At 57.9% G+C, this 23,568-nt stretch carries 16 protein-coding genes; 10 read left to right on the forward strand and 6 right to left on the reverse strand.

Going from position 1 to position 23,568, the window contains the following annotated elements; all coding sequences use genetic code 11:
* From VGL38_14965 to VGL38_14980, 4 genes are all read right to left on the reverse strand, one after another.
* Positions 1 to 1,062, reverse strand: coding sequence for a GNVR domain-containing protein (locus tag VGL38_14965; GenBank protein ID HEY3296730.1), 1,062 nt, complete (start codon positions 1,060 to 1,062; stop codon positions 1 to 3).
* On the reverse strand, positions 1,059 to 3,836 hold the full coding sequence (locus VGL38_14970) for an SLBB domain-containing protein (protein ID HEY3296731.1): 2,778 nt from the start codon (positions 3,834 to 3,836) through the stop codon (positions 1,059 to 1,061). The genes VGL38_14965 and VGL38_14970 overlap by 4 nt, the downstream gene beginning before the upstream one ends.
* Before the next feature lie 331 nt (positions 3,837 to 4,167).
* Positions 4,168 to 5,796, reverse strand: a complete 1,629-nt coding sequence (locus VGL38_14975) for a capsule assembly Wzi family protein (GenBank protein HEY3296732.1) — start codon at positions 5,794 to 5,796, stop codon at positions 4,168 to 4,170.
* A 57-nt stretch (positions 5,797 to 5,853) separates the two neighbouring features.
* Positions 5,854 to 7,803, reverse strand: a complete 1,950-nt coding sequence (locus tag VGL38_14980; protein HEY3296733.1) for a nucleoside-diphosphate sugar epimerase/dehydratase — start codon at positions 7,801 to 7,803, stop codon at positions 5,854 to 5,856.
* Positions 7,804 to 8,396: 593 nt separating this feature from the next.
* Between VGL38_14980 and VGL38_14985 the strand changes: the two genes are divergently transcribed.
* The 9 genes from VGL38_14985 to VGL38_15025 all read left to right on the forward strand — a co-directional run bounded on the left by VGL38_14985 (position 8,397) and on the right by VGL38_15025 (position 18,080).
* The gene (locus VGL38_14985; protein ID HEY3296734.1) at positions 8,397 to 8,909 is read left to right on the forward strand and encodes a hypothetical protein; all 513 of its coding nucleotides are present in this window, start codon (positions 8,397 to 8,399) and stop codon (positions 8,907 to 8,909) included.
* A 292-nt stretch (positions 8,910 to 9,201) separates the two neighbouring features.
* Positions 9,202 to 12,153 carry a DUF2723 domain-containing protein gene (locus VGL38_14990; GenBank protein ID HEY3296735.1) on the forward strand — a complete coding sequence of 984 codons (2,952 nt, stop codon included), beginning with the start codon at positions 9,202 to 9,204 and terminating at the stop codon, positions 12,151 to 12,153.
* 497 nt (positions 12,154 to 12,650) lie between these two features.
* Positions 12,651 to 13,127 (forward strand): hypothetical protein, encoded by a 477-nt coding sequence (locus VGL38_14995; GenBank protein HEY3296736.1) that lies wholly within the window; start codon positions 12,651 to 12,653, stop codon positions 13,125 to 13,127.
* Complete coding sequence (locus VGL38_15000) at positions 13,117 to 13,950, forward strand: 4Fe-4S dicluster domain-containing protein (protein ID HEY3296737.1); 834 nt, start codon at positions 13,117 to 13,119, stop codon at positions 13,948 to 13,950. Before VGL38_14995 ends, VGL38_15000 begins: the two co-directional genes overlap by 11 nt.
* Positions 13,950 to 15,194 (forward strand): NrfD/PsrC family molybdoenzyme membrane anchor subunit, encoded by a 1,245-nt coding sequence (gene nrfD / locus VGL38_15005; GenBank protein HEY3296738.1) that lies wholly within the window; start codon positions 13,950 to 13,952, stop codon positions 15,192 to 15,194. The genes VGL38_15000 and nrfD overlap by 1 nt, the downstream gene beginning before the upstream one ends.
* 30 nt (positions 15,195 to 15,224) lie before the next feature.
* Entirely contained in the window at positions 15,225 to 15,515 is a 291-nt protein-coding gene (locus VGL38_15010; GenBank protein HEY3296739.1) for a hypothetical protein, read from the forward strand.
* A 162-nt stretch (positions 15,516 to 15,677) separates the two neighbouring features.
* Positions 15,678 to 16,691, forward strand: a complete 1,014-nt coding sequence (locus tag VGL38_15015) for a zinc-binding alcohol dehydrogenase (GenBank protein HEY3296740.1) — start codon at positions 15,678 to 15,680, stop codon at positions 16,689 to 16,691.
* A complete protein-coding gene (locus VGL38_15020) occupies positions 16,691 to 17,071 on the forward strand; it encodes a 6-carboxytetrahydropterin synthase (GenBank protein ID HEY3296741.1) in 381 nt (126 codons plus the stop codon). Before VGL38_15015 ends, VGL38_15020 begins: the two co-directional genes overlap by 1 nt.
* Positions 17,025 to 18,080 carry a glycosyltransferase family 4 protein gene (locus tag VGL38_15025; GenBank protein HEY3296742.1) on the forward strand — a complete coding sequence of 352 codons (1,056 nt, stop codon included), beginning with the start codon at positions 17,025 to 17,027 and terminating at the stop codon, positions 18,078 to 18,080. The genes VGL38_15020 and VGL38_15025 overlap by 47 nt, the downstream gene beginning before the upstream one ends.
* A gap of 54 nt (positions 18,081 to 18,134) precedes the next feature.
* Here the strand turns inward: VGL38_15025 and VGL38_15030 are convergent, their stop codons facing one another.
* Both VGL38_15030 and mprF read right to left on the reverse strand, forming a co-directional pair.
* Positions 18,135 to 19,544, reverse strand: coding sequence for an AcvB/VirJ family lysyl-phosphatidylglycerol hydrolase (locus tag VGL38_15030; GenBank protein HEY3296743.1), 1,410 nt, complete (start codon positions 19,542 to 19,544; stop codon positions 18,135 to 18,137).
* Entirely contained in the window at positions 19,541 to 22,099 is a 2,559-nt protein-coding gene (gene mprF, locus VGL38_15035; GenBank protein ID HEY3296744.1) for a bifunctional lysylphosphatidylglycerol flippase/synthetase MprF, read from the reverse strand. The genes VGL38_15030 and mprF overlap by 4 nt, the downstream gene beginning before the upstream one ends.
* A gap of 352 nt (positions 22,100 to 22,451) precedes the next feature.
* On the opposite strand from mprF, the gene VGL38_15040 reads away from it, so the two are divergent.
* A complete protein-coding gene (locus VGL38_15040; protein HEY3296745.1) occupies positions 22,452 to 23,564 on the forward strand; it encodes a glucose 1-dehydrogenase in 1,113 nt (370 codons plus the stop codon).
* The last annotated feature ends 4 nt before the right edge of the window (positions 23,565 to 23,568 follow it).

Below are 23,568 nucleotides of genomic sequence, written 5' to 3' on the forward strand. Positions count from 1 at the left end.
TCACCCGTGAACGGCAGCGGACTTCACACCCGCCAGGCGGTCCATCACCGCACGCAGCGGACGCGGCATATGGTTCAGAAACCGCAAATAGACAAACGTAAGGCCAAAGCCTATGGCCAGCGCGGAAAGCACAATCATCGCTCGCGAGGGCCCGGAGCGCTTTTCGGGCGGTGCCGCATAGTCCAGCACATTGAGCACCGGCTGGTTTTCGGCTTCGCTGATCTTCGCCAGCTCGAGTTGCTTGGTCAGTTCCACATAAATGGCATTGTCGATTTCCACCTGACGCATCAGCCGGCCCTCATCCAGCATCAGCCGGGGCGCAATCATCGTGTTACGGTTGCTTTCCTTGAACTGACGGAGCTGATCTTCCGCCATGTGCAGGGAATCGGAAACCTCGCCGATGCGGGTCTCGATCATCTTCCGCTGCATATTCTGGCTGGTGGCCATGCGATAGCGGAAGAAGCTGTCCATCTCCTTCAGCATCTGATTCAACACCGCGGCCGCGAGATCCCGGTCATGCAGGGTCAATTCAAACATCACCAACTGCGTGCGCGGATGCTTGGAACCTGCAAAGGACAGGCGCAGATCCTCAAGGATCTTCCAATCCGGAGTGCCCGAAGAAGTGCGCAGGGCATCCCGAATCGTTTCATCCTTGTAGACGGCATTCAAGACGTGGCCGAGCACACTCTCGCTTTTGGCAATGTCCACATAGAGTTCAATCATCTTCGAATCGCCCGAAGATCCGAGCATCTGCGCGGCGGCCATGGGCAACGCCGACAACAGGCTTGACAGGCCGGTACGGGAATTCTCCGGCGGCAGAATTGTGGCTCGCGCCGTATAATGAGCAGGCATCAGCAGTGCCGCCGCAATGCCCAGAACCAGAAACAAGCTGAGCATCCGCGCGAAGGCCTTACGCCAGTCCCAAAGGAACCGGAACCAGGACGCCACGACATCGGCGACGGTCAACTCGGCGGGATTGTCCCCTGCGGTTACTGCTTTCAGCGCCTGCTGCGCCGCGCTCAGACGTGAGAGCGCATCATTGAGTTCGGATTGGTCGTTCATTTGATTTGCTTGACAAGCACCATGACGGTGGCGGCGCTGGCGGTGATGGCAAAGGAATCCTTGATAATGGCAGCCCAGTCGGTCGGCGTGCCCTTGATTTCCGGCGGTTTGTCATAGATCGTGATCACCGCCCCATCCAAAGGCTTAGGATGACTCCAGAAGGTGCATTCGTAGGTGCGCCCCGATGGCTGCTGCACGAGCATCTTGCCCGCGGCCTCGGTTTTTCCGCCCGCCATTTGAACATAATCCGTAGCTTTCCATCCCGGCACATACTTGAAATAGCCCGGGTTCATCACGGCCCCTTTTACTTCCACCACGTTGGGACGTGTGGGAATATAGATGCTGTCTCCGGGCTGGAGAATGACGTTTTCGCGCTTCCGGCCATGAATAAGGAGATCCTCGAAATTGAGGAACAGCCGCTGGCCGTTGCGGATGAGTTGCCCGCCGCCGGCGTAGCCATTGGGTTTCAGGCCATTGGCCCGCTTTATGATGTCCCGCAAAGTTTCATTGCGATTGCGCAGGGTATACGAACCCGGCAACTGCACCTCACCGGCGACGCACACATTCCCCAAGGGCGCACAATCCGGATTGCTGCGCACAAAAATGCGGTCTCCCGGTTCGAGCAGGAAGCGGTTGGCGCCGGTCTCTCCCCGTAGAATCGCCGATGACGCGCTCTCCAGGTCGTCCGGGTCGATCGCGGTATCCACCAGCGGAACCCGCAGGATATTGGCCAGCGAATCCCCCTTGAGTCCCATAGGTGGCGTCCGGGCAACTTCCGCTTCCAACAGCATGGCATCCTCGCGGAACCCGCCGCTTTCCCGCAGCAGGTCGCTCAAGGACATCCCCTTCTTCCATTCGTACAGACCCGGATTGTTGACGGCGCCGTATGCCCATACTTCGCGACGCAGCACTTCGGTCACCGCCGCGTCATAGATGACGATCTCATCCTTCGTCTGCAGCTTGACATTCACGGCGGCCTTGCGCTGCCAGACATCCCGCACGCTGAAGGGAACCAGCTTGCGAGTGCGGCCATCCGGCTCAAGGCGCACAATGTCGCCGCGCTGCATGAACGTCTGCGCCTGCCACAGACTGTCCTGCAATCCCGCATAGTTGAACAGCAGGGAATACAGATCAAGGCTGTCGGACATGGAGTACACGCCCGGCTTCTTGACATGGCCGCGCAGCGTCACCGTCGCGGAATCCACAAGGTCGTGCATCGAGAAGATGTGGACCTGATCCCGCTTCTGCAGCGTCAGATCGAAGGCCGGATCTCCGGACAGCGCGGCCTTGGGATTGACCTCCAGATGCTCGCTGGTCAAATTGTCGTAGGTGCGGGTAATTTCCGCCCGGTCCGTTACGGCCCACGGAGTCAGTCCGTCCGCCGCCGCAATGAGCTGCGAGAGGGTTTTGATGTGGCTGAGTTCGAAGCGTCCGGGCCGGTAGACGCCCCCGCCGGTAATCTCGACAAAATTTTCCACCTTGTCGAGAATCGGGAAAATCATCACGAGGTCGCCATCCGCGAGCAGTTGCGCGCTGACGTCGGCGGTGAGATCTATGTCCACCAATTTCTTATCGGACTCTCCCCGCACGCGCTGGGACATCGGCACAATCCGCTGAATCTGCGCGCGAAAGGTGTAGGCGGTCGGCTTCAGTTTCCCGGCAAAGGACACCAGATCCTGAATCGTCTCACCTTCCTTCAGCTCGTAAACTCCCGGGCGGTTGACTTCACCGCTGATGCCGACCGTCTTGCCGCGCGGCGGCACAAACACGATATCGTTGTGCAGCAGGTGGCGGTCATCGGTCGAGAGTCCCTTGACCAGATAATCATAGAGGTCGATATTCGCCGTTACATGTCCGTCGCGCAGGATGCGTACGTCGCGCAGGCTGCCCGTAAGCTTGGGGCCGCCAATCGTGTACATGGCGTTGAAGGCCGTTGCATAGCTCGACAAGGTGTAGGAGCCGGGCCGCTCGATTTCGCCCATGATGTAGATCTGACTGCCGCGCAGATTCGACATCGTCACATCAAGAAAAACCGTGGGCGGATTGCCCGCCAGACCGGCGTAAAATTTCGAGAGATAGTTGCGAAGCTGATCCTTGAGATCCTTCAGCTCGGTTCCGGCGACGAAGACCTGCCCCACGCTGGGGATCAGAATATCGCCTTCCTTGCTGACTTCGAGCTGGTACTGGTACTCGACTTCACCCCAGAGCGTGAGCATCAACGCATCGCCTGAACTCACCAGATAGCCGGGATCCACGGGGCCGACTTCCGCGGGAGTTGCAAGATCCTTGCCCGCGCGGAAAATGTCGTAACCGAAATAGTTCAGGCCCTCCCATTGGGCATCGGCAGGCTGTGGCACGGGCACGGCTGGGACCTTGGCGACCGTATCAGCCGGAGTCGCGCCGGATTTTGTCGAAACGGATGGCACTGTCTCCAAACCTGTCCGCTGGGCGCGGTTTTCCGGATATCCGGTGGGAGTCACGGGAGTGCCGGTGGTTCGCACCGAGTCATGCCGTGCCAGCGCCTTCTGAATATCTTCTTCGGAAACCCCCATGGCGCGAGCGCGGCCAATGGCTGCCGCGGTATCGGACGGATCAATCCCGTAGGCGCGCAGCAAGTCGGGCGACAGATTGCCATTCTTGGCCATCTCGCGAATCTGTGCCACTCGCGGATCGCCGGTCTGCGCTCCGGCCTGAATGGTGAAAAGTGCCATGCTGAAAAACAAGAGCATCGTGAGCGGGGTCTTGCCTCGCCCCAGCGGCCATGCTGAAATCATGTGAGAGTTCCTTCGGTCCTGATACATCGGAGTGCGGTTGCGACGTGTGACATCGCATTCGTCACAGCAACTTTTTGCAAACCCCGTGCCCATCCGGCCTCACTGCGGCACAGCAGCGGCAACGGACGAACGCGGGGTCTTTAGCACTAAGGTTCGTATTGATTTAGCAGGTCACTTGCCACAGCAAGTTATGAGACTTTGTGATCTATTACGCAGGAAGGGGATAGGTCAGGCAGGTCAGTTTTCGCAGGTAGGCAAAAGTGGCTATGAGGAGCTACCGCAGGCTCTGTTATACTCGATGCTATAACAGAGTGTAGAACAGGCGGGGATCTTACCAGGGGTTCCAGCGCAACTCTGCCATGCCAAGGCTGCGGGTCTCGCTGCGTTTTCCACCTGCCATGAAACGGGTGTCGGACGACGTAACGCTGGCCGAAGCGGCGACGTACAGATCGTGGATCATTTCTACGCGGCCTTGCAGCCCCACGGTACGGAAGGTCTCTTTATCGCCATCGAGGAAATGCACGTGCTGTGCGTCTCCCGGCCCCCAGGGTCGGCGGGGATCGCCACCTACGTTGGTGCCGGAGGCCGGATTGGCTCCGTGACGCCGCCATTGTGTCCAGACTTCCAATTGCACAGGCCGCGATACGGTCCACGCCAGTGATGCGGTCAGCACGTCGGAGTTGGGACCGGTGGATGCGCCCAGCACGGATCCGTAATGCTGGTAGGAGTTGATGGCAAATTTGTGGGAGTAGACATAGGGCTCGATGCGGGTATACTCGCACACCAGCCGCGTGTTGGATAGACCTGCCGGATCATACCACTCTGCCCCGCCCTGAAAGCCGAGTTTATTGCCGAAGAAGCCCTCGCCGAGGTGTGTCGTACTGACATCATCGATCAGCAAATCCCCGTGCAGCAGGACGTCACGCAGGGGACGCCACTTCAGATCAAAACCCATCAACGCGTTGTCGCGGTCATCGGCGTAATGCTCCGCCGAACGCAGGAACATCATCGGATTCACGTAGTCCAGATCGAAGCTGCGTTCGCCATAGACCACGGCTTCGTAAATGCCCACCTGCAGCCATCGGGAAACGTTGACCTGCAGCCGGTGGGCCGCCAGAAACTTTTCCGCATAGTCGCGGCGTACAATTCCCTCTGCGGTGGTATCGGTGCCCACCACCACCGGCGGCCGTTGCTGCAGTTTTGCCTGCAAAGCGGTCAGCTCCACCGGACCGAGTGTGAACCTGCCGCGGAACTGGGTGTATGACGTCGGCTGGTCGGAGAGGATCAACGACTCAAAACGGCCGGATCCCCAGTGATTGCGGGCCTTGCCGAAGAACAGCGCGGCGTGTGGCACTTCGTAACTTATGCCCGCGTCGGCTTCATCGTAGTCAAAACCGCTGGGGCGCACATCATAGCGATAAGGAAAATCCGTCCGGTCGGCGAGTTTTGCGTCACCCCGCACATGAGCGTCCGTGGCGCGCACGGAAAAACCGAAATGGCGCAGCACACCGTGCACTTCAAAGCCGCTGGCCCATACCGACATCGCTCCGTTCGAATCCGCGCTGAGACGGTGGAACTCCTGCCGCGCTTCGAATACTGGATTGCCCGCGACCCGCCATGCCGGCCCGCGCAGCTCCGCCAGATCATGGCCGTTGCGGTAGAACGCCAGAGGCCCGGAGCCGTTCCCATCGGCATCGTCTCCGGTACTGTCCGCCAGTTGAGACAAATACTCCCCGGCCTCCCGCTTTTCAAGTCCGTTCAAAGCCTCCCAGTGCCCGCGCAGCAGCGTCAGGCGGCGCACCACATCCTCACGCGTGTAAGGCATGGTTTGCGGCAGCGGGCTCTCAAACAGGCCGCGTGCTTCCATGCGCAGCAGGAAATCGTAGACCGGATGCTTGGGCGGCACATCCACGGCGGTTGCCGTCTGCCAGAGCACCGGACACAAAAAGAGCGCGAGCACGATTGCGCGCGTCCACGCTCTTGAGTCATTCGGGTTCAACATGTTCACAGTGATGGCCTATACTTGCAGCGGTGCCGCGGCAACGGGTGTCTCCGAGACCACTCGAAGAGAAGTCTCCAAAACCCGTGCGGGACTGTTTTCCGGAAACTGCGGCTGGTATTCCGGCGCAAACTGTTTGATGGAGAGCATGAGCTGGGTCTGATCCAGATCGCAGGCTCGCTCCACAAAACCGTTCACCCGCGACAGAAAGGCCGCGTCCCCTACGTTCTTCGGCTGAATCACAAACAGGTTCGGAATCTGCGTTGCCGATTCATCCCCTTCGAAGTACAGGCTTTCATGCAGCTTTTCGCCGGGTCGCAGCCCCGTGTAGACAATCTTGATATCCTTCTCCTTGTCGGCACAGGCAAGGTTGATCATCGATTGTGCCAACTCGGCGATGCGGATGGGCTTGCCCATGTCCAGCACGTACAAATTGCCGCGCTGGCCGATGGCCGACACTTGCAGCACCAACTCCACGGCTTCGGGAATCAGCATGAAATAGCGCGTAATGTCCGGATGAGTGACTGTTACGGGACCCCCGTGGGCGATCTGCTCGGCGAATTTGGGAATGACACTCCCCGAACTGCCCAGCACGTTGCCGAAGCGCACAGCCGTGAAACTCGTGGAGCTGATGCGATTGTGTGCCAGCACCATCAGTTCACAGATGCGTTTGGTCGCGCCCATGACGTTGGTCGGACGCACGGCCTTGTCCGAAGAAATCAGGATAAAGCGCTGCACGCCGAACTGCCCGGCCAGCTCGGCCAGGGTCTGGGTGCACCGCAGATTATTCACCACCGCCGCCCAGGGATGCGCTTCCATCAGGGGCACGTGTTTGTAGGCCGCCGCGTGAAAGACAAAATCGGGCCGGTACTGCGAGAAGATCCGGCGCATCATCGCCTTGTTGCCGCCGTCCGCCACAAGACACGTGAGTTGCAGATTCGGGAAATCCTTGCGCAGTTCGTCGTCAATCAAGTAGGTGTTGAACTCGCAACTGTCCACCACCACCAGTTGCTTTGGCTTGTGTCGCGCAATCTGTTTGCACAGTTCGCGTCCGATGCTGCCGCCGCCGCCGACCACCATCACCGGATGGTCCTGCAGCATATCACGCACGATGGTTTCATCGAGCTGCACGCGCTCGCGGCGCAGCAGGTCGCTGATCTCTACCTTGCGGATCTGATCTATGGACACAAGGCCATTGGCCACTCGGGTGACTCCCGGCAGCGTGCGGATCTGAACTCGATGCCCCGCCTGACTGCGAACTTTGTCGAGAAGGGTTCGAAAGCTCACGCCCGACAGCGAAGGAATCGCGACAAAGATCGAGTTGATCTGGTGCTCTTCAACCAGCCGCCCGATATCGTCGCCTGTCCCCAGCACTCGCCGTCCGTGAATGGTCAGCCCCTGCTTGGCCATGCGGTCGTCCACAAAGCCCACCACCTCGATATGAATGTCCGCCGCCTGATTAATGCTGCGCAGCATAAGTTCGCCGGCGTTTCCGGCGCCATAGATCAAAATCTTCTGATCCGGTTCCTCGGAACGCTGACGCAAAGCCCTCAGCACGTGAATGCGCCGCGCCAATAGCCGCGCTCCGGCGCACAGAAAGTTGGCCAGAAACCAGTCCAGCACAATCACCGAACGCGGCAGGTGGGGCAGATCGAGAAGCTGCTGCGCTAAGGACGTCACAATCAAACTGACGGTCGTCACCGAGGCCAGCTTGAAGATGGTATGCAGGCTGGTATAGCGCCACATCGCCGAATACAATCCGAGGAGCGTCAGACCGATGACTTGCAGTCCAACCGCCATCAGGATGATTTCGTATTCCCGGGTAACATAGAAGAGAACGGTACTCGTGGAAAAGCGGAGCGCAAAGCTGGCGACAATGGCAGCGGTGCAGGCCGTCACATCCACAAGAACCTTGCCCAATCGCGTCAAAGACGTGTCCATAAAGTCGTGCGGGAGAGAGGAGTTCATCGCGAATTCTTGGCTAACTTTGGAAATAGGAGGACGGGTTCGATCCATCAGTTGCTCGTGTAAAACACCTTCGGATATGTATCGGCAATCCAAGTGTCGCAGGTCAATGCAACGTATTCGCAAAATGCGTTCCGTTCAACTTCGCCTGTTTCTATTGCATATTGCCTGCAATTCGACGGAATATCTTTCCGCCTTCGCGGGCAGGGAGCGCAATCTGCCGGACGAAATGCCACATGAGATGCCGCAGAATTCGCGGCGGCGGTTTCGGACATGTGTTCGAACGGCCACCTCCCCGCAAAGCATTGCATGACGTCGCACATCGGCGTGGAGGCATCGCGTTTTAATCCTGCAACTTCGCCGGATCGTGTGTCCCGCATGTCCGGCAGCGCGTGTCCCGAAGGGACAGCTTCACGCCTGACGATTTCCGGCAGGTTGGGATCCGAGTTGTATTTATCTCCGTAAACGGAATGTGCTCTGCTATGGTGTCTGTCACGTCGAGTTGGACAGTGATTCTGATTTGCAGAAGCCGCACTACAGTTAGTATATTGAGGCTGTGTTTCAAAGCGGCCCGAAGTAATGACACGGAGGAATTCATGATCGGTCAGATGCTATTAATTGTCGGCCTGCTGGGTGCGTGGTCAAGTGACGGTGTGCGCGACGGTTTTCATGTTGCACAAGCAGGACAACGTACCTTCTGGCCCAAGACCCACGGACACATCGTCAATTACGCCAATTATCATGATTTCGTGACCTATGAAACCGTCGGCGTCGCGATGGCCGGAGCCGGTGCATATCTTTGGGGAAAGGAAAACCCGGAATGGTGGCGCGTGGCGGGGGTGACCGTCGGCACCAGCCTCGTCGGGTGGATGGGCCGCGAGTGGCTGATCAAGTATGTGCCTACGGGGAGACCCTTTCTCAAGAGCGTCCCCTGGCACTCATCAATTTTTGGAAATGTCCATGACAGGTCTACTGCGTTTCAAATCGGAGGGGGGGTGCTGGGAGCGGGATTAACCACCGCGGCCCTCGTCTGGCCAAAGCACAAAGGCAAATGGGACGTCAAAGTCATACCCACAACCAATGGAGTAGATCTCGCCCTGAACTTCTAAAGATTTGTTCCGCGACAATCCGCGCCTGCCTCACAAATCATCGAAGCTTGAACCCAATCAACAGAGCCACCCGCAAGGTGGCTCCTCTTTTGTTGTCCCCGCCCCTGCGCCATGCTATGCTCAGTGAATCTCTATTTATCAACAATGCCCATCTTCTGTTGGTGATGATCGGCGATGAACCGCTATAAGTTTTCCACAATTGTGATCCTTTCCGGCGCTGCCGAGTTAAATCAAGTGAAGAGAAACGCGTTGTTCACGCTGCATCGCGGCGAAACTTGCCGGAACCCTGCCAATGACAATTTCCCTGCCCGCCTTTCGCACATGGAAACCGGATCTGCACAGGCTATGTGCCTTTGCCGTTTTTGTAATCGCGCTGATTGTGTATCGAATCACCATGGCGCCCAGCGTCTCCTTCTGGGATGTGGGCGAGTTCGTGACCGTGTCCACCATTTTGGGAGTATCACATCCGCCCGGCGCGCCGCTCTTCATTCTATGGATGCACCTTCTCTCCCTGCTGCCACTCTCCACAGACATTGCGGTGCGCTGCTCCTATCTGGCCACAGTAACGGGCGCGTTTGTGGTAACGTTCGCCTATCTGATTATCGTCCGCCTGCTTCACCACCTCCACGGGCCGGATGAGTCCATACCGCATCGCATTGCCCTCTGTGCCGGCGGCGTCATTGGGGCGTTGTCTCTGGCATGGTCTTACTCTATGTGGTTCAACTCGGTGGAAGCGATTCTCTTTACGCCGAGCCTGTTTTGCACGACGCTCTGTGTCTGGCTGGCATTGGTGTGGTATGAGAAGGCCGATGAACCGGACAGCGCTCGTTATCTGCTGTTGATTGCCCTGATTGTCGGTCTGGCCATTGGCGTACATTTACTGTCCGTGCTGTCCATTCCCGCCATGGTGCTGATTATCTACTTTCGACTGCGCCGGCCAACGGCGGGGTCTTTCATCGGCTGGCTGATCCTCGCCATGCTGATCACCCTTGTGGTCTACCCGGGTGTGGTCAAGTACCTGCCGGCCCTTGCCAGCCGCATCAGCCTGGTCATGCCGCTGGTAGTCCTCGCCGCACTGGCCTACGGTTTCAACTGGGCCCGGCGAAAGGGACACGGATTGACCGGCGTCGTCATGGCCGCCGCCCTTCTGATTCTGGTCGGCTGCTCCACGTACGCCTATGTTTTTATCCGCGCCGAAAGAAATCCGGCAGTGAACGAAAACAATCCCAGCAATCCCGCCCGTTTCTTTTCCTATATGAACCGCGAGCAGTACGGCAGCCGCCCCATCTTTCCGCGCATCTGGAACAACGACCCGGCCTATCACAGCGCCGGCGATTTTTTCTGGCGCTATCAGGTCAACAAGATGTACTTTCGGTATCTCTGGTGGCAGTTCATTGGCCGGGAAGGCGCGCCCGAACGCGAGTATCAGGATGCGGGGGTGTCTCCCCAATACTCGGTGCTGGGACTATTGGCAGACCAACCCAGCGGCGTTCTGCGGCTGCTGGCCCTGCTGACCTGCGCGCCCTTCATGCTGGGACTGCTGGGCTTTGTCCACCAGTACATGAAGGACAAACCCGGCTGGGTGATTGTCTTCACCCTATTCTTTATGACCGGGCTGGCGATTGTGCTCTATTTGAATCAGGAGGACCCCCAGCCCCGCGAACGGGACTACTCGTATGTCGGCTCCTTCTTTGCGTTTGCCCTCTGGATCGGCATCGGCTCCATGGCCGCGATTGAATGGTTCGTCCGCAAGACGCAGGCGGCGAACCGTCCCGTGCTTTCCGCCGCGCTCTTCTCCGTTCTGCTGCTGATGCTCAGCCCGGTCATGCTGCTGGGGAAAAATTATCACATGGATTCCCGCCGCGGCAATTACGTAGCCGAAGATTACACCTACAACATGCTGAACTCCTGTGCGCCCAACGCGATTCTGATCACCAATGGCGATAATGACACGTTTCCGGTATGGTACATGCAGGAGGTCAAACAGGTGCGGCGCGACGTGCGGATTGTCAATTTGAGTCTGGTCAACACAGGCTGGTACATCAAGCAGCTTCGGGACAATCAGCCGCGCGTACCCATCTCCTTCAGCGACAACTACATTGACCGTTATTTCGACGCCGAGGACGTCCAGGCCCTGTTATCCCGCTACTGGCCGCCCGACAAGCAGAAAGTGGAACTGACAACTCCGCAGGGAAAGATGCAATGGGTGATGCCCGCCACCATGTATGTTCCCATCCGGGATCAACCCTCCGAAGAGCGAACGTCCAATTTCCTGCGCGTACAGGACATCATGATGCTGGACATCCTGCGGAGCAATTTCGATCCTGCCAAGACACCCGTGCCCAAACCGTTCTACTTTGCGGTAACGGTGCCCTCCTCCAGCATGATCGGTCTGAAAGACTTTCTCAGTATGGATGGACTGGTGTTCCGGCTGGATCCCAAAGGGGATTCCCCTCTCGATCCTGATATGCTGAAGCGGAACGTGCTGGAGGTCTATGACCGGCACATGCGAGGCATCAATGACCCGCGCGTACACTACGACGATAATGTGGACCGCCTGCTGTCCAACTACCGCTCTGCCTTTCTCCAACTGGCATATTACTACATGACTCAGCCTGACAGCATGGTTGTACCTGCCGTTGATAGAGGCTCGAACCTTGAAGGGCGCTTAACTGGCTTCGACAGGCTCGGCAATTCGCAAAAGGCGCTCACATTGCTCGAAGAGATGGAGCGCCGGATCCCCGAAGATGTCCGCCCCAGCTACAGTCCTGAATTGGAAGTCCAAATCGGGAAAATGTATGAGGAACTGGGCCGAACCGGAGAATTGCGCCTGCGGCTGGACCGCCTTGTCCGTCAGAAAGACCTGCCGCCTGAGACCCAGGCGTTAGTGGCCGCGACCTATTACACCGTGCTGAACGATACCGCGCGGGGCACAGCTATGCTGGACAGTATTGTCAGCCGAAATCCTACGCGGGATGTGCTGTATGCTGTCGGTGTGCAGTTGGCTTCTGCTCGCGCCTATGAGCCCGCCACGCGCTATCTGGAGCGTGCCTTGGAGTACAATGCGGATGACGGCGAAGTTGTGGGCGCTCTGCTGCAGGTCTATGCGGCGTCCGGAGCGCTGCCGAAGGCTCGCACATTCTTGGAAAGCTGGATGTCGCGTCACCCTTCCGACAAGGGCGCGAAATCGCGTCTCGATGCCCTGTTAGCGGATAGCGCCAGCCATCCCGTTCCTGCCAAGTAGCCCATTGAAAGGGCTGATAATCAAAAGGGAGGCTTAAGACGACTTTCAGGTCATAATTCGCCTCCCCGCAGGAACTTGGGAATTCGCTTGCAAAACTGAAAGGGCCATTTCCCTTCTTAACTGACACTCATAACAGGAAGTTTTATAAGATCCTAATATATAGGACTTTTTGTGTCTGTTTTGTAACATCGTGATGTTTTTAACTTTCATGATGTTATTCTAAACTCTTGACACTAAGATCCCGAATTCGTATATATTCCACGAGCCGTCACGTGAATGGTTTTTACCCTCGAGGTAGTGCCGTGGACGAAGTTCGGTGGCTATACTGCTCATGGCGCTTGCACGCCGGAGAGGTTTTGAAGCGGGAAGACTGAAGCCTTGCCAGATCGTAAATGGCGAGGTTTTTTTGTGCTCCCAATTTCACCTCGCAACTCTTGTGTTTAACGTACATTAACCATAAAAAATCGAATCTGCCGCAATCTTTTTTAAGGTAGTCCATGCCTCCACAGCTTTCGCGTTTGATGATTGCCTTTGGACTCCTTGTTGTGCTGTTCATTGTGGTTCGATGGGTAGCACAGCCGGACTCCTTTTACCAGTACGGGCATTACCGCGGTAAGGCCCTGTCCGAGTTGGCATCGGCTCCCGTGAAATTCATTCCCCGTGCAACCTGCGCGGAATGCCACGAGGACCAGGCCAAGCAAAATGCCGCCGGCCCGCATGTGCACATCTCGTGTCAGAGTTGCCATGGTCCGGGAAGTGATCACGTGGACAACCCCACAGCGGAGAACATTATCCTCCCGGTTGTCGGTCAGACGTGTGTGCGTTGTCACGCTCAAAATGCGGCGCGCCCCGCCAGCTTTCCGCAAATCGATGTTAAGGACCATGCGGGAAAGAAACAGTGCACCGATTGTCATGTTACTCACAACCCGCAGGAATTCCGGGAAGAAGATAAGAAGGCTGACCATGCCGAATAATGATCATCAGGACCTCATCCTTCCCGAAGGCTGCGATACCTGTGCCGCCAAGACCGGGAGTGGCAAAACGCGGCGTGACTTCCTGAAGCTCCTCGGCCAGGCCACCGTTGTGCTTACCGCCGCTCGCTTCGGCGCAAGCGCCGCCGGGGCCACCGAGACGCCACCCGCCGAGGCGCACGTGGCAGAACAATGGGACCTGCATAAATGGGGCATGGCCGTCGATGTGGAGAAATGCATCGGCTGTGGCCGCTGCGTCGTCGCCTGCAAAGCGGAGAATAGCGTACCTAAGGAGCCCACCTATTTCCGCACGTGGGTGGAGCGATACCGGGAGTATGAGGACGACGTCGTGGTGGATTCTCCCAACGGCGGCTATGACGGCTTCCCCGCAGATGACGGTGGCCGCACACCGGATCGTGCGTTCTTCGTGCCCAAGCTCTGCAACCATTGCGACAAGGCGCCGTGTGTGCAAGTATGCCCGGTGGGCGCAACCTTTAAGACACCGGACGGCGCGGTGCTGGTGGATGCGTCGTATTGCATTGGCTGCCGCTACTGCATTCAAGCCTGCCCTTACGGCGCGCGCTATCTGAATCCGGTCACCCAGACCGCGGACAAGTGCACGCTCTGTTATCACCGCATTCATAAAGGATTGAAACCTGCCTGTGTGGAGAACTGCCCGACCGGCGCCCGCATCTTCGGCGACCTGAAAGATCCGAACGACCCGTTGCGCAAGTACCTGCATGACCACAAGGTGTTCGTCCTCAAGCAGCAGCTCAACACGTATCCCAAGGTGTTTTATTACGGCATCGACAAGGAGGTGCGCTGATGACGGAGACACTTGCCGTAATTCAACATGCCGCTGAAGGTGTGGTCGGCTACATCTATCCCAATGAGTCCGAACTCCACTGGAGCATTCTCATTGTCCTCTACCCCTATCTGACCGGACTTGTAGCCGGTGCCTTCATCCTTGCGTCTCTCGAGCGGGTCTTCAGTGTCAGCGCGGTGCGGCCCACGTACCGCCTGGCCCTGATCACCGCGCTCTCCTTTCTGATTGCCGCGCCCTTGCCGCTGCTGGCGCATCTCTCCAAGCCGTGGCGCTTCTGGGAGGTGTTGGTCACACCCCATGTCACCTCCGCGATGGCGATGTTCGGCTTCGTGTATATGTGGTATCTGCTGGTGGTGCTGATCCTCGAGATCTGGTTTGAGTACCGGCGGGACTTTGTGGTGTGGTCCAATGCCGGGTCGGGGGGCAAACGCAGACTCTACGGGTGGCTGACGCTGGGAGTGCGCGATGTCTCCGAGCCGGTCGTTCGCTTCGATGAGACCGCGATTCGCGTCATCTCCGTCATCGGCATCCCCTCCGCCTTCCTGCTGCATGGCTATGTGGGGTTCATCTTTGGGTCCATCAAGGCCAACCCGTGGTGGTCCAGCGTGCTCATGCCGGTCATCTTCCTCTTCTCCGCCATCGTCTCGGGCATTGCGCTGGTGATGCTGATCTTCCTCGTCTCGAATGTTTTGCGCAAAATAACACCCGACATGGAGTGCATTGACACTCTGGGCCGCTATCTGTTCTATGCCTTCATTGTAGACTTTGCGCTGGAAGGGCTCGACGTGATTCAGCGCACGTATGCATCTGAAGAGTCCTTCGATGTACTTTATGCGCTGGTCCACGGCCGCCTATTCGAAACCCACATCATCTTCCAGATATTGCTGGGCACACTGATACCGATTGCCTTGCTGGGCATCATTCAGGTCACGCGGGTTTCGAAGCCCATTCGTCTCGCAATCTATTGGTTCGTGGGCTTTCTCGTGCAAGTCGGTATCTTCTTCATGCGCTGGAACGTGGTGATCGGCGGCCAGCTTTTCTCCAAAAGCTTCCGCGGCTTTACAATTTACAAACTCGGGCTCATCGGACGGGAAGGCGGACTGGCCGCTCTTCTGCTGTTCCTGCTTCCCTTTGCAATCTTGATGTTTCTGATTTGGCTCCTGCCCCCTTGGCAGGAAACTCACCGGCCAACAACAAATATTCCCTCAAGTGTAAGAGACGCTCAAGCGATTATCGAGAGCTGACTTCCCACTTGCGCGGAAAAGGAGGTGGCTATGGAAGAACCTTTTTCCTGGCAGCGATTTGACAGTATTGCCAAAGTCCTCGGGTCTCTGGGCTACCTGGCGGCGGTGTTCGGTCCACTGACCGGCATTGCCATGCTGGTCCTGGGGTCAACCGCCGTCCGCCTCGCTGGTATCGTGGTGATCGGAGCCAGTGTTCTGATCGCGGCATATCACATCAGCTTCTCTCTGCTTATGAACGCCGTTCACGACATTACCCGGCATCTTGAACTGCACGAGCATGAGCAGGTCGAAACTCCGACTGCGGGTCACGTCGTGCACTGAGCGCTGACGGCCCGCCAAAACAGGCGCGCTTCTCCTCGTCCAACACAGGAGGATCTCCCGGCCACAAGCAGGCTTCCCACCGCAGGAGAGCCTGCTCTTTTTTGCTCCCACCTGTGCCGCAGAGCTTGCGCGGAGAAAATAACGGTTCAGCAAGTTACACTGATGTGTAACCACTTCTCCCAACTCCAGCAGGACGTCATGCTATCCCATGCCTTATGGTTTGAGGACCGCCACACCGGAAAGATCATGGAAGAGACGGTCCCGCCTCTGGCAGCGGACATGTGTCTCGTAAAGGCACAGTTTTCCGCCATCAGCAGCGGCACCGAACGCACGGTCTTTTCCGGGGATGTGCCTCCGGTGCTGCATGAGGAGATGCGTTGCCCCTATATGGGCGGCAGTTTTTCTTTTCCCGTCAAGTACGGTTACTCGCTGGTAGGAGAGGTCGTAGCCGGGCCGGAATCCCTCCTCTACAAACGCGTGCATGTGTTGCATCCGCATCAGACGCTGGCTGCGGTGCGTTGCGAGGATCTGCTGGTGCTTCCGGAAAATCTCCCTCCTGCCCGGGCGACCTTGATCAGCAATCTGGAAACGGCGATCACCGCGGTATGGGATTCGGGCGTGCATGTCGGAGACCGCGCGCTTGTGGCAGGATTCGGCATCATCGGGTCACTGGTGGCGCGGCTGCTCTCTGGCATCCCCGGCACGGAAGTTTACGTCACCGACAGCGATCCGCACAAGACCGGTCTGGCAACCCGTATGGGTTTCGCGCTCTATGAACCCCTTCAGCATCCCGATCTGGATGTGGCCTTCAACGCCAGCGCCACTGCCGAAGGCCTTCAGTCTGCCATCGACAGCCTCGGTACAGAAGGGCGGGTGATCGAACTCAGTTGGTACGGCACACACGATGTGCACCTGTGGCTGGGCGACACCTTCCACAGCCGCCGCAAGGCTATTCTGTGCTCGCAGGTCTCCACCATTCCCGCTGCCATGAGAACCCGCTGGAGCCGCCAGCGCCGCCGGGAACTGGCCGCGCGGTTGCTTTGTGATCCGGTTTTCGATCAGCACATCAGCCATGTGGTGCGTTTCGAAGAACTGCCTGAAGTCTTCGACCGTCTCCTGACCATGCCGTCGGACTGCTTGTCTATCCTCGTGGAATATCCCCAGAGAGGTGACTGATGTACAGTGTCTGTGTCCGCGACCGGATGTTCATCGCGCACTCACTCAAAGGTGACGTCTTCGGACCCGCAAGCAATCTGCACGGCGCAACCTACGTGGTGGACGCCGAATTCTTCAGTCCGCAGCTTAATGAAGATAATGTGGTAGTCGAAATCGGCCATGCCGGCCAGGCGCTGCGTGATGTATTGGCCCGCATGAACTATCACTGCCTCGATGATCTGCCTGAATTCAAGGGAATAAATACCACAACGGAATGTCTGGCCCGCTATGTCCACGACGAACTGCTCCGACGGGTGTCCGTGAAGTTCAAGGGCTCTTGCAAGATTACCCTGCATGAATCCGACCTCGGCTCTGCCAGTTACACCGCGCCCGTTGCCTGAGAGCGGCTTGGCCTTTGTGCTGCCCGGGCACAATGACCTGCCGACCGGCGGCAATCTGTTCAACCGGCATCTCCTCGCGGCGTTGCGTGCGCGCGGGCTGAGCATCCGGGAAGTGGATTCGGCTGCGTTCGCCGCTCATCCACCGTCCAAAACCGCGTTTGTAGACAGTTTGCTGCTCGATGCGCTGCATGACTATCTTCCTGTGGCTCCCCCCTCCCCATCGCTGTTCCTGATTCTCCACCTTCTGCCCAGTATGCTGCACGACTTGCCCAAGCCCGTGCGGCTCAGGCTTCTGGATCGTGAGCGGTTTGTCCTTACGCGGCTCAATGGTGTGCTCGTGACCAGCGACTTCAGCAGAGACTACTTGACTCGCGTTCACCATTTTACGAAACCCATTCTCGTCGTTCGGCCTGCATTGGTCATAACCCCCGGCGGTGCACGGGCAAGCCGGGAGGGCTTTCACGGCTTGATAGTTTCCAATCTCGTTCGCAGCAAAGGATTGCGGGAGTTCCTCGGGGCATTTGGAGAAGAGCTGTTGCCGCGTGATAAACTGGAGTTGGTCATTGCCGGACGCGCCGACATGGAGCCGGACTACGCACAGTCGTGCCTGAGGCTGATCCGTGAACGGCCATCACTGAGCAGTCGCGTACGCCACGCTGGTGCTATGCAGCCAGAGCAATTGCAGATGCTCTATTCGCAAAGCACCGTGTTCATCTCCGCTGCCCCAATGGAGACCTACGGCATGGCCCTTGCCGAGGCGCGCGCATTTGGCCTGCCCATCCTGGCCTGCAACGGCGGCAATGTTCGCGCACATGTAGACCACGGCATAAACGGCTGGCTATGGGATTCCCCTCAGGAATTGGCGCAAGCCTGCGTGCGGTTATCGCGCCGGCAAGAAGAGCTGCAATGGCTTGCCGCGGGCGCACTGTCAAGGATTCCGCAGGACCACTACACATGGGATAATGCGGCCACGTCCTTTATCACCCAACTGCGCGCTGCGCAAACATAAGAGAGGCGAACGTCACCGTTCGCCTCCGCTGCTTTTATCTCTCACTGTGTGCCGCTATTTCAGCGCGTCCATCATGTTGTCTACAATAGTGTCGTAGTCGCGGTTGAAGTGATGCCCGCCCTTGAGAATTACCGCCTGCGCCGCGTCCGGAGGCAGGTCATTGCACAACGAATCCGAATCCTTTTCATCGCAAATGGCCAGCACGCGCATGCCTTTAAGCTTTTGCACCTCCGGCAGCGTGAGCCAGCGCGTTTTGCCTTCCACGTGCATCCAGTAGGTGACATGGAACTCAAAGTCCGCATTATGGGATGGGCCGATCAGCGACACCAGTGCCACGCGGCTGCGTAAATCCTCCGGCAGGCGGCTGACCATGAACGGCATCACGTCCGCGCCGAAGGAGTAGCCGGCCGTCACCACCCGGGTCTTGTGCCATGTGGCCATGTAGTAGCGCATGATCCGCGCCAGATCCGTCGAGGACTCTTCGGGGCTGCGCTTCTTCCAGAAGTATTTCAGCGCATTCACACCCACCACCGGAATTCCGCGCTTGGCAAACTCATCCGATACTCCCTGATCGAATCCCGACCAGCCGCCATCACCCGACAGCATAATAGCCATCGTGCTGCCGCTGGTATCGGTTGCCAGAGTCTCCACCAGCGGCAGATTCTTCAGGCTGTCACTGCTGACCGCCGCGGGAATGGCCGGTGCCGTACTCGCCTGCGCGGCGCTCAAGTCTCTGAAAGCCTGAAGGTACTGCGGCATCCAATTCTTCTCTACGGAAAAGCCGTGCCCGACGTGCTCCAAGGTAACGATCTTCGAGTGCGGCACCGAATTGACAAACTTTTGCGTGGCCGGATAATCGCACACCTGGTCAATCACACCCTCCAGCACGTACCACGGGTGCGAGAGTTTGGGAGCCGGAAGCAAATTGTAACCGTTGCCCTTGGGCAACGGCTCCCATTCAAGGCCTTCGCCCTTGCACAGCGGTTTGTTGATTTCGATATCCGGGCAAAATCCGAGACTAAGCGCACCGCCGAATGTGTTCGCCGGCGCCTGAGCCAGCAGCCCATACACCAGCGTTGCTCCCGAAGAATAGCCGATGAGCAGCGGCGTGCGATAGGTTTCCAGTCCGTAATTCTTCTGCACAAATTGGCTGAGCGCTTCGAAGTCTGCGGCGGGATACAGGCATGGGGCATCGGAGGCCTGAAGCTGCTTGAAGTAGTGCCGGATGTCGATGCCGATGACCATCGCCCCTTCCAGCTTGACAAGTTGCGCCGCCATGTCCACGACGCCAAGATTCCATCCGCCGTCACCCGAGACAAACAGCACCACGTCCTTCGGCGGATTGTCTTCGCGATAAATATGCACCGTTCCGAAGCGGCCAAAACTCAAGGTGTCGGTAGTCATGGCCTGAACGGCACCCAGACACAGCAACAGCAGAACCGCGCACGCAGACAGGTATTTCATTTTGAAACGACTCCTTTAATGCCCCCTGAAATCAGGGATGCCAGATTGGTGACCACGATGGGCAGAGCCAATCCGCCCGGCGAGGCCAGGTAGCGTGGCCGCCAGACCGGCCTGAACTTTTCTTTGTAGCGGCGCAGACCCTTGAAGTTGTAGAAATTCTCGCCGTGCCGGAACACAAACGCTCCCGCTTTGGCCCACAACGGCGTCAACGCATGGTCCCCCAGGCCGGAAAGCGGCGCCATGCCCAGATTGAACCAGCGATACCCTTCGTTCTTGCCCCACAGCATCAGGGAGATCAGCAGAAAGTCCATGGCACTGGGCGGCGCCTCCAGGGTCTGGCGCATCAGGTCAACCGAAATCTCGTCGTGATCCGATCCGAGTAAAACGTTAGCAAAGGCGACAATGTTTCCCTCAACCCGCACGACGGCTACCGGAAACAGCTTGAGGTAGGTTTCATCGAAAACCCCGAGCGAAAATCCCTTTTCCCGCGTGTTCTTCGCCGCCAACCAGGAATCGGAGACCTTTTTCAGTTCCGGCAGCAAATCCGGCACCGCCGCGACTGGAAACACTTCGAATGCGCAACCCTCGTCCTGACCATTCTGGTACGTGTGCCGCAAATTCTTGTTCGTCCGTCCTTCAAGCGCAAATTCGGCCAAGGGGACGCGCGCCTCTTCGCCGAGTTTAGTAAAGGTCAGACCCAAATCAATATAGAGCGGCAGAGTGTCCTGGCTGACTTGGTAGAAAGCCGGCCAGCCGTCGTTGCGTTCGACCATCTCGCGGAATTGCCACGCCAGTTCCGCGGCTTCGTCGGTCGGTCCCACCGGATCTCCCAGCACCACCCAGCTTCGCCCTTCCACCTGATACATCAGAAATGCCGTCTTGCTCTCATTGAACAGCAGCGACTTATCTCCCATGAGGGCAAGCCATGCCGTGGTTGAAGGAGACTTCTCCGCGATCTGCCGGGCTGTCTCCAACTCCTCCGGCGTGGGCCGAGCAGGCTCACCCGGCGCGGTGCGCATCAAGCGGGCCAGAGCAAACAACACGAGGACAATCATGGCACCCACCTCAGCGCGCAAGGCTCCCTGCGCGGTCGGCCTGAGCGCAAACTGCCACCAGAGGAAGGTCGTATATCCCGAATGACGATAGGAAAAGAACGTCAGCCAGACCGATCCGATCAGAATGGCTCCCACCAGCACGAGCCAGCCCGGAGTGAATCTCTGACTGGTCAGCGATGACTTTCGATAGAAGTAACGCCGGCACGGGAGGAGAGCCAGCAGCATCACCAGCAGGATCGTCGCTTCTTCATAGTCCAAACCCTTCAGCAGGGAAAAGACAATTCCGGCGGCGAGCAGCGCAAGGGTCAGCACATAGGAGATATCCAACCGCCGCTGAATTCCCCGCGCCAGCACCAGCAAGCCTGCGCCCACAACGCTGCTGAAGAAATGCGAGAACTGAATCACGGGCAGAGGCAGAAAATCCCGCAGCCACGACAATCTCCCATGCACCGGAGGAGTGGCGCCGGAAAACAGCAGCACCGCACCGCCCACGAATGTCGCCCAGCCGAGAATCTGTGGCACAATTCCCGGAAGCCATTGACCCACCTTACGCGCAACCCACTTCACCCGCTCAACATGCACCAGAAATTCATTGACGCCCGCAAACAGCACCGCCGCCGACAAGGGAATCAGATAGTAAATCACGCGGTACAGAACAAGCGTCGCCAGCAAATTCGTGGCGGGAATAGCGGGCGAGAGTGTGTGAACCAGAATGGTCTCGAAGACGCCCAGTCCACCGGGAACATGGCTGATGACTCCCGCCGTTTGACCGATCACAAACACCGCAAAGAAGGCCGGATAGGTAATGTGAGCATCGGCGGGCAGCAAGGCATAAAGCACCGCGCCCGCACACAGCCAGTCGCAGCATCCTACGGCAACCTGTGCCAGCCCCAACCGCAACGGTGGCATGGGAATCTTCTCGCCGCGAATCCGTAGCGGCTTCACCCGCAACCCGCCGATGGTCAGATAACCACCAACCACCAGCAGTAGCAGAACGCCAATTCCCAGCACGCCCCCCACGGGAAACCCGAGAATATCGGAGACCGCAGCAGGATGCGTCAACAACGTTGCACCCGAAACCGTGAACAGACCTACCCAATAAGTCAGTACGGCAAATCCCACCAGTTTGCTGACCTCAAAGGCCGACAGTCCCCACGATGTATAGAACCGGAATCGCAGCGGCGCACCGGTCAGCAAGGTATAGCCCACTGTATTGCTGAAGGCATAGCTGACAAACCCAGCCAGACTGGTACGCGCAATCGGCAGCGGATGTCGAATGTACCGCGTACCAAGCAGGTCATAGAGCGTGAGAAAGAAGTAGCTAAGCACCATGAACAAAATGGCCAGCCACCGGGATCCGTACGGGATTTCCTGAAGCTGCGCCATGATATCATGATAATGAACCGTCTTCAGTTCATGGTCCAGCACCCAGATGGCCAGAGCAAACAGCAGGACACTGAATACGGGGCCAAGACGGCTAAGTAGTCGTCTAAGCGTCATGCCTGAAACCGTCCTTGCCACCACTTGCCATGTCGGAAGTTACCACTTTTGCACTCAATCCCTACGCAATTCACCGGCTGACCATGACAAGATAGTGTAAAACCAATAGATTGTCAACACCAAACACGGCATTGCGCGGCTGATGTGACACATCGGCTTACCTGGCAACCAAAACACCTGATCTTACCCCTTCAACGAGCGATGAAGCGCTTTAGCTCCACAGATTCTGTCTGTTGCCGACCGGAAACTTCCGCGCGGAAAACCTTGCTGAAACTCCTGCACGTGAAATCGTGTATAAAATTGATGACGGTTCCGATCAAAATGGAAGCAACCAGAGGGAGTACCTCCGCTCATGAAGGCTATAGCCATAACGCCCTCTGTCGCCGGAGTCAAGCTGGTGGAACGCGACGAGCCGCGCGTGGAGGCGGAGGATGACATCAAGATCAAGGTGCTTCGCGTAGGAATCTGTGGCACGGATCGCGAAGAAGACGCGGGAGGACGCGCCCAAGCGCCTTCCGGCCAGCAGGATCTGGTGATCGGCCACGAAATGTTCGGTTTGGTGGAAGAGACAGGCGGCGCCGTTACCAGAGTTCAGAAGGGCGACTATGCCGTCTTCACCGTGCGTCGCGGGTGTGGCAACTGCCTTCCTTGCCTCATGAACCGCCCGGACATGTGCCGCACGGGTAAATACACGGAACGCGGCATCTGGGGACAGGATGGCTATCAGACCGAACATGTCGTCGACAAGGAACAGTACATTGTGCGCGTGCCGCGAGACCTTGAGTCCGTGGGTGTGTTGCTCGAACCACTCTCGGTTTCCGAAAAGGCCATTGATGAAGCCGTGCGTGTGCAATCCGCGCGTCTTCCCGATTTTCAATCGACCCCACTCTGGCTGTTCGGCAAGCGCTGCCTTGTCGCCGGGCTCGGCCCCATCGGTCTCCTGGCGGCCATGACGCTGCGATTGCGCGGCGCGATAGTCTACGGCTTGGATGTCGTCGACAGTTCCACCACACGCCCTCAATGGCTCACCGCCATCGGCGGCCAATACGTCAATGGCAAAACGATTACCCCGGCACAGCTTGGAAATACGACCGGCGGTATGGACCTGATTCTCGAAGCTACGGGCGTGCCGCTGGTAGAATTGAATCTGCTGGATGCTCTCGGCGACAATGGAGTCTATGTGCTGACCGGAATTCCCGGCGGAGACCGGCCGCTGCAAATCGACGGCGCGGAGATTATCCGCCGCCTCGTCCTGAAGAATCAGGTGATGCTGGGCAGCGTCAATGCCGCGCGGGACCATTTCCAGATGGCCGTAGAGGATTTACAATCCGCCATGCGCTCCTGGCAGAGTCTCGTCCAGGCCCTGATCACCCACCGGTACACGCCCGGACAAAGTACGCAGGCCTTCGAGAGCCACGAGGCTGATGAAATCAAGACCGTAATCGAGTGGTCAGAAACCTCTTAGTCCC

Source organism: bacterium (assembly GCA_036504735.1).
GTDB lineage: Bacteria > Electryoneota > RPQS01 > RPQS01 > RPQS01 > DASXUQ01.